The sequence below is a fragment of the Bacteroides sp. RTP31139st1_H2_RTP31139_211217 genome (assembly GCF_040227615.1).
Lineage (GTDB): Bacteria > Bacteroidota > Bacteroidia > Bacteroidales > Bacteroidaceae > Bacteroides > Bacteroides uniformis.
In genome coordinates, this window is sequence record NZ_JBCNZM010000131.1 from 7,132 (window position 1) to 13,603 (window position 6,472).

The 6,472-nt window shown below is 37.3% G+C and carries 6 protein-coding genes; 4 read left to right on the plus strand and 2 right to left on the minus strand.

Annotated elements, in window-relative coordinates; all coding sequences use genetic code 11:
• The 4 genes from ABUA47_RS17960 to ABUA47_RS17975 all read left to right on the plus strand — a co-directional run.
• The coding region (locus ABUA47_RS17960) for a BatD family protein (protein WP_349831849.1) at positions 1 to 858 on the plus strand (858 nt) is incomplete at its 5' end.
• Between the two features lie 10 nt (positions 859 to 868).
• Positions 869 to 1,714, plus strand: a complete 846-nt coding sequence (locus tag ABUA47_RS17965) for a tetratricopeptide repeat protein (RefSeq protein WP_005827754.1) — start codon at positions 869 to 871, stop codon at positions 1,712 to 1,714.
• A gap of 249 nt (positions 1,715 to 1,963) precedes the next feature.
• A complete protein-coding gene (locus tag ABUA47_RS17970; RefSeq protein ID WP_085929906.1) occupies positions 1,964 to 2,239 on the plus strand; it encodes a DNA-binding protein in 276 nt (91 codons plus the stop codon).
• 80 nt (positions 2,240 to 2,319) lie between these two features.
• The gene (locus ABUA47_RS17975) at positions 2,320 to 3,450 is read left to right on the plus strand and encodes a universal stress protein (RefSeq protein ID WP_035448565.1); all 1,131 of its coding nucleotides are present in this window, start codon (positions 2,320 to 2,322) and stop codon (positions 3,448 to 3,450) included.
• Between the two features lie 187 nt (positions 3,451 to 3,637).
• Here the strand turns inward: ABUA47_RS17975 and ABUA47_RS17980 are convergent, their stop codons facing one another.
• Together ABUA47_RS17980 and ABUA47_RS17985 are read right to left on the minus strand one after the other, a co-directional pair.
• Positions 3,638 to 4,879 carry a tetratricopeptide repeat protein gene (locus tag ABUA47_RS17980; RefSeq protein WP_005837195.1) on the minus strand — a complete coding sequence of 414 codons (1,242 nt, stop codon included), beginning with the start codon at positions 4,877 to 4,879 and terminating at the stop codon, positions 3,638 to 3,640.
• 30 nt (positions 4,880 to 4,909) lie between these two features.
• Positions 4,910 to 6,472 (minus strand): DNA gyrase C-terminal beta-propeller domain-containing protein (locus tag ABUA47_RS17985; RefSeq protein ID WP_349831850.1); only part of this gene is annotated, 1,563 nt, incomplete at its 5' end.

Consider the following 6,472-nt stretch of genomic DNA (forward strand, 5'->3'; position numbering starts at 1 on the left):
GTCAAACTTGTCATTTCTGGTACCGGTAATCTGAAATTGCTCTCTAATCCGGAAGTTAAATTCCCCGAGGATTTTGAAGTATATGATCCGAAGGTGGACAATAAATTCCGTCTGACAAATTCGGGCCTCTCCGGTAGCAAGGTCATTGAGTATCTGGCAATTCCTCGTAATGCGGGAACTTATAAGATTCCTGCCGTAAAGTTCAGTTATTTTGATATTAATTCCCGTTCGTATAAAACGTTGACTACGGAAGAGTATGAATTGCATGTGGAAAAGGGAGCAGGCAATGCTGCTCAGACTATTGCAAACTTTACAAGCAAGGAAGAGTTGAAAGTATTGAACGAGGATATTCGTTTTATCAAGCAGAATAATGTTACTTTGTCTCCCAAAGGTGATTTCTTCTTCGGTTCGTTGACGTATTGGTTGCTTTATTTGATACCGGGTATTGCATTCATTACATTCTTTATCATCTATCGTAAGCAAATAGCAGCCAATGCAAATGTAGCAAAGATGCGTACCAAGAAAGCCAATAAAGTGGCGGTGAAACGTATGAAGCAAGCTGGTAAATTATTGGCTGAGAATAAGAAAGATGCGTTTTATGATGAGGTTTTGAAGGCTCTTTGGGGGTATATCAGTGATAAACTGAACATTCCGGTATCCCGTTTGTCTAAGGATAATATCGAAGAGGAACTTCGTAATTATGGTGTGAATGATGCGTTGATAAAGGAATTCCTCGATGCATTGAATAACTGTGAGTTTGCCCGCTTTGCTCCGGGTGATGATAACCAGGCTATGGATAAGGTATATTCAGCTTCTTTGGAAGTTATCAGTAAAATGGAAAACTCGATAAAACATTAATCAGGAGGAAATGGTAATGAATAAAATATTGTTTTTTACTCTTAGTCTAGTGATGGCAATTACTGCCTATGGGCAGAATTCTGCATCTGTAGATACATTACAGACTGCTAGTGACTCTACATCCGTCGGTTCACATGCGGAATTCTCTGCTGCAAGGCAAGAAAGCAATGTGACAAAGGCTGAAGGTGACAGCGCTTATATACGGAATGATTATGCTTCTGCCATTCAAATATATGAGAATCTGTTAAAGAAGGGAGAGGCTGCAGAGGTCTATTATAATCTTGGCAACAGTTATTATAAGGCAGATGATATAGCAAGAGCTATATTGAATTATGAGCGTGCCTTGTTGTTGGAACCTGGTAATGCTGATATTCGTGCAAATTTGGAGATAGCACGTTCTAAGACAATCGATAAGGTAATCCCAGTTCCTGAGGTTTTCTTTGTATCTTGGACTAAATCGTTGATTAATTGTCTTAGCGTAGACGCATGGGCTAAGTTGGGGATTGTGTTCTTTGTACTATTACTCGTTTCGTTCTATCTCTTTTTCTTTTCAAAACAGATTACGGGAAAGAAAGTGGGATTTATTGCAGGAATAGTATTCCTGGTTCTTGTTATATTGAGTAATGTGTTTGCTGCTCAGCAAAAAGGCGAACTGATGGAACGTAACGAAGCTATAGTGTTGGCACCTAGTGTCACAGTGCGTAGTACTCCCAGTGAAAGTGGTACAAGTCTGTTCATTCTTCATGAGGGACGTAAAGTTGAGATAAAAGACAACTCTATGCGTGAATGGAAAGAAATTCGTTTGGAAGATGGTAAAGTAGGGTGGGTTCCAGCTTCTGCCATAGAAGGTATTTAAATTTTCCCTGTATTCTAAAAACAGCTCGTATAAACCCGATAATTCTGCTTTATACGAGCTGTTTCTGTCTATTTTTAGGAGCTTTTTCTCTGTACTTATAATTCTGCATACTTGAAAATGATTATTTTTTGGAGAGGCAATATTCTTTTTGAAAAAAGATAAAGAAATAGTTTGTTTTATCCTTTTTTTTCCTTAAGTTTATAGCGTGATAATAAAAAGTACAGAGTATTAACCATTAAATTTATGAATATGAGAACAATAACATTTAATGAATTACGTAAGATTAAAGACTCATTGCCTAGTGGTAGTATGCATAGAATAGCCGATGAACTTGGACTGAATGTTGACACTGTAAGAAATTTTTTCGGTGGACACAATTTTAAGGAGGGGAAAAGTGTTGGGATTCACTTGGAACCTGGACCAGATGGTGGATTGGTTATGATTGATGATACTACTGTTTTAGAGCGAGCTTTAAAAATTTTAGATGAAATGGCAGGTAAGACTGAAGAAGCTGTTCGAGCTTAAGAAGAGAAAGTTAGATAGAATCCCAATTGCTGACAACAATTGGGATTTCTTGTTTGTTTTAATCTCAAAATCAATGATATATGGAAGATAAATTAGTTACTTTGGCAATCTTAACGTACGCGAAAGCTCAAATATTGAAAAATGTTCTTGAAAATGAAGGTATTGAGACTTATATTCACAATGTAAACCAGATACAACCGGTTGTTTCTTCTGGCGTACGTGTACGTATTAAGGAGAGTGACTTACCTCATGCTCTGAAAATTACTGAAAGCTCTGCGTGGTTATCTGAAGAGGTAGTGGGGGGGAAGTCACCTAAACTGGAGAAGGTTAGTAATAAAGTGCTGATTCCAGTGGATTTTTCCAATTACTCTTTGAAGGCTTGCGAGTTCGGTTTCAATTTCGCTCAGAATATAGGTGCAGAAGTTGTTTTACTACATGTTTATTTTACTCCTATATATGCAACTTCTTTGCCATACGGAGACGTATTTAACTATCAGCTAAGTGATGAGGAGAATGTAAGGAGTATCTTACAAAAAGTTCATGCTGATTTGAATGCATTATCTGATAAAGTAAAAGAGAAGGTAGCTTCCGGCGAGTTTCCAGATATTAAATATACTTGTGTTTTGCGTGAAGGTATTCCTGAAGAAGAGGTACTCCGCTATACCAAGGAATATCGGCCACGCATTATCATAATGGGAACTCGTGGTAAAAGTCAGAAGGATATTGATTTGATCGGCAGTGTAACGGCTGAAGTGATTGAACGTAGCCGTGTACCGGTATTGGCCATTCCTGAAAATACTCCATTCAAGCAATTTTCTGAAGCTAAGCGTATTGCATTCATTACTAATTTTGACCAGCGTGATTTAATAGCTTTTGATTCGCTAATAAATAATCTGAAATCATTTAAGTTTTCAGTGTCTCTGATACATCTTTCAGATGTTCAAAATACATGGAATGAAATAAAACTGGCTGGTATTAAGGAATATTTTCAAAAACAATATCCACAATTGGAAATACACTATGATGTGGTAAAGAACGATAATCTGCTTAGTAGTTTAGACAGTTATATCAAGAGTAATCATATTGATATTATAACATTAACTTCTTATAAAAGAAATATATTTTCGCGCTTATTTAACCCTGGCATTGCCAGAAAGATGATTTTCCATTCTGATACACCATTGTTGGTAATTTATGGAAGACCGAATTAGGTGTTGAATATGGATAATATGGTTTCTGTTCAATATCAGCATTATGTTTAATATAGCGCTGGAATAATTTAATCTAATTTTAATTTCTTCTCTCCCTCACTTAAGAAATAACATTCTTTACTTAATGATATAACAATAATAAAAGCCTAATTAATAATTTAATTAGGCTTTTATTATTATGAAAGTATTACATCAACTTTTCAATTTCTTCGAATTCAGGGCCCATTTGCAAATTATAATACACTCTATACAGACCATTTAACCACAAATCTTTTTGATCAGGTTTCAGTTCTCTTGCCTTTTCATAATAAGGTTTTGCCTTTTCATAGAAAGTCTTCAGAGTAGCCTGGTCTTCTTTATACTTCGGATCATTAATATCTGTAGTTGCTTTTTCTGAGAAATCTTGTGCTTGTAAGCAGTAAATCAAGCCTAAATTAGAGTATGCTTCTGCATAATTAGGATCTACTTCTATAGTTTTTTTATAGAATTCAATAGCTTTATCATAGTCCTTCATATTGTGATAAAGGTAGCCTTTTACATACAAATAGAATGTATTGTTAGGATCTTTAGCCAACATATCATCAGCAAACTGCATAGCTTCGTCATATTTGTTGTTATTGCTATAATAATCAATCAAGTGACCGAAGAAGAATGAATGTTCAGGATATTTCTGGATACCTTCTTTTAAAGAAGCAATCCATTTAACAGTATCACCTTCAGCTTTCAATGCAGTAGAGATAAATTCCATTGCGTATTTCCCAACTTCTTTATCATCTTGCGCATAAGGAGCATACTTCAAAATACTAGGATAATCTTCCATCTTAGCAGCTGCTAAACTTGCATAATATGCTATTTGGGGTAATACAGTATCTGTTTGTAATAGATTTTCCTTTTCAAACATCGGGTTGATAGCAATATCAATGTATGTTGCAAAGAAATCTAATGCTTTTTTATTGTCTTCATTGGCTGCATCGCCTTCTTTCTGTGAGGCCAAATTAAAGAATTGGATACCGCCATTGATCAGATTACCGCGTTCTGCTAAAATTGTAGCAGAATTAGATTTTCTATATTTATTCTTGATTTTGCCCTTTTCATTGGGAATTTGTGCCAATTCGTCACATTTGAAGTAGAATTTACACATGTTCAATGCGCTATTATATACCTGAAGAGTGTCATAAGGTTTTCTCAGATAGGCATTTTCCATTTCTTTCTCACTTCTTTTTCTTTGGATAAGACCTGCTACATCCCACGTTTCGGCATTGTCCTTTGTTTCGGGATTGGTTAAAGCCTGATTTATCAGTTCCTCTGCTTTGGCAAAGTCAGGATTTACTCCGTTAGCAATACTTTTAGCCTCTTTTACGTTCTTTTCTTGGGCGAAAGTAAAGCTTGCGACAAGTAGTAAAACCATTGAAAATAATACTCTTTTCATGATTGTAGAAAATTTAAATTAATATTATGTCTATTCTTCATTTTCATTGTTTACCTCGTTCTGAGGGCTTTCAAGGGTATTTTCTTCCCCCTCCTCTATAAGTTCCTCTTCATTTTCTGAAGTGACTTTACATACAGAGCCGATTTCGTCATTACGTTTCTCAAGGTTGATTAGACGCACACCTTGTGTAGCACGTCCCATGATACGAACATCGGCGACTTTCAGACGGATGGTAATACCGGATTTATTAATAATCATCAAGTCATTTTCATCTGTAACAGACTTGATAGTTACTAATTTACCCGTTTTATCGGTGATATTCATTGTTTTCACACCTTTACCTCCACGATTGGTCTTGCGATAATCTTCAATATCCGAACGTTTGCCATATCCTTGTTCCGATACAACCATAATTGTTTCCGCTTCAGGATCTTTGATGCATATCATACCTACTACTTCGTCTTGACCGTCTTCATCCAATGTCATACCACGTACACCGGTGGCAGTACGTCCCATAACGCGCACAGCACTTTCATGGAAACGAATGGCACGTCCGTTACGGTTGGCAATGATGATTTCATTGTCGCCGTTTGTCATACGCACTTCGATTACACGGTCGTCTTCACGGATAGTGATAGCATTTACACCATTTTGGCGAGGACGTGAATACTGCTCAAGCAATGTTTTCTTAATGACACCATTCTTAGTACAGAACAATACATAATGGCTGTTGATAAATTCTTGGTCGTTCAAGTTCTTCACGCGCAAATAGGCGTTTACAGCATCGTCAGAGTCGATATTCAACAAATTCTGGATGGCACGACCTTTCGAATTCTTAGTACCTTCGGGGATTTCGTATACCTTCAGCCAGTAACACTTACCTTTCTGTGTAAAGAACATCATGGTATTATGCATGGTTGCAGGATAAATATGCTCTACAAAGTCTGCATCGCGGGTTTCGGTACCTTTGGAGCCTACCCCACCACGGTTTTGCGCACGGAATTCGCTCAGCGGTGTGCGTTTGATGTATCCCATGTGCGAGATGGTGATAATCATTTCATCATCTGCATAGAAGTCTTCCGGATTGAATTCTTCTGATGAATAGACAATTTCCGAGCGACGTTCGTCACCATACTTCTCTTTTACTTCAATCAGTTCATCTTTAATGACTTTGCGGCAGAGTTCGTCATTGACAAGGATTTCTTCCAAATAAGCAATCTGCTTCTGAATTTCCTCATATTCGGCGTGCAGCTGGTCTTGCATCAATCCTGTGAGCTGACGCAAACGCATTTCAACAATGGCACGTGACTGAATTTCACTGAGTTGGAATCGCTCCATCAAACCTGATATAGCATCATTCGGGGTTTTAGCAGCACGGATAATCTTGATTACTTCGTCGATATTATCAGATGCAATGATTAATCCTTCCAGAATATGTGCACGTTCTTTGGCCTTGCGCAAATCATACTGAGTACGGCGGATGACTACGTCGTGTCTGTGCTCAACGAAGTATTTTATCAAATCCTTCAGTTTCAGCAGACGTGGACGGCCATGTACCAATGCAACATTGTTCACACCAAAAGAGGTCTGCAG

Coding starts and splice junctions, on each gene's coding strand:
- ABUA47_RS17965 (WP_005827754.1), top strand. CDS start 869: ATGGTAATGAATAAAATATTGTTTTTTACTCTTAGTCTAGTGATGGCA.
- ABUA47_RS17970 (WP_085929906.1), top strand. CDS start 1,964: ATGAGAACAATAACATTTAATGAATTACGTAAGATTAAAGACTCATTG.
- ABUA47_RS17975 (WP_035448565.1), top strand. CDS start 2,320: ATGGAAGATAAATTAGTTACTTTGGCAATCTTAACGTACGCGAAAGCT.
- ABUA47_RS17980 (WP_005837195.1), bottom strand. CDS start 4,879: ATGAAAAGAGTATTATTTTCAATGGTTTTACTACTTGTCGCAAGCTTT.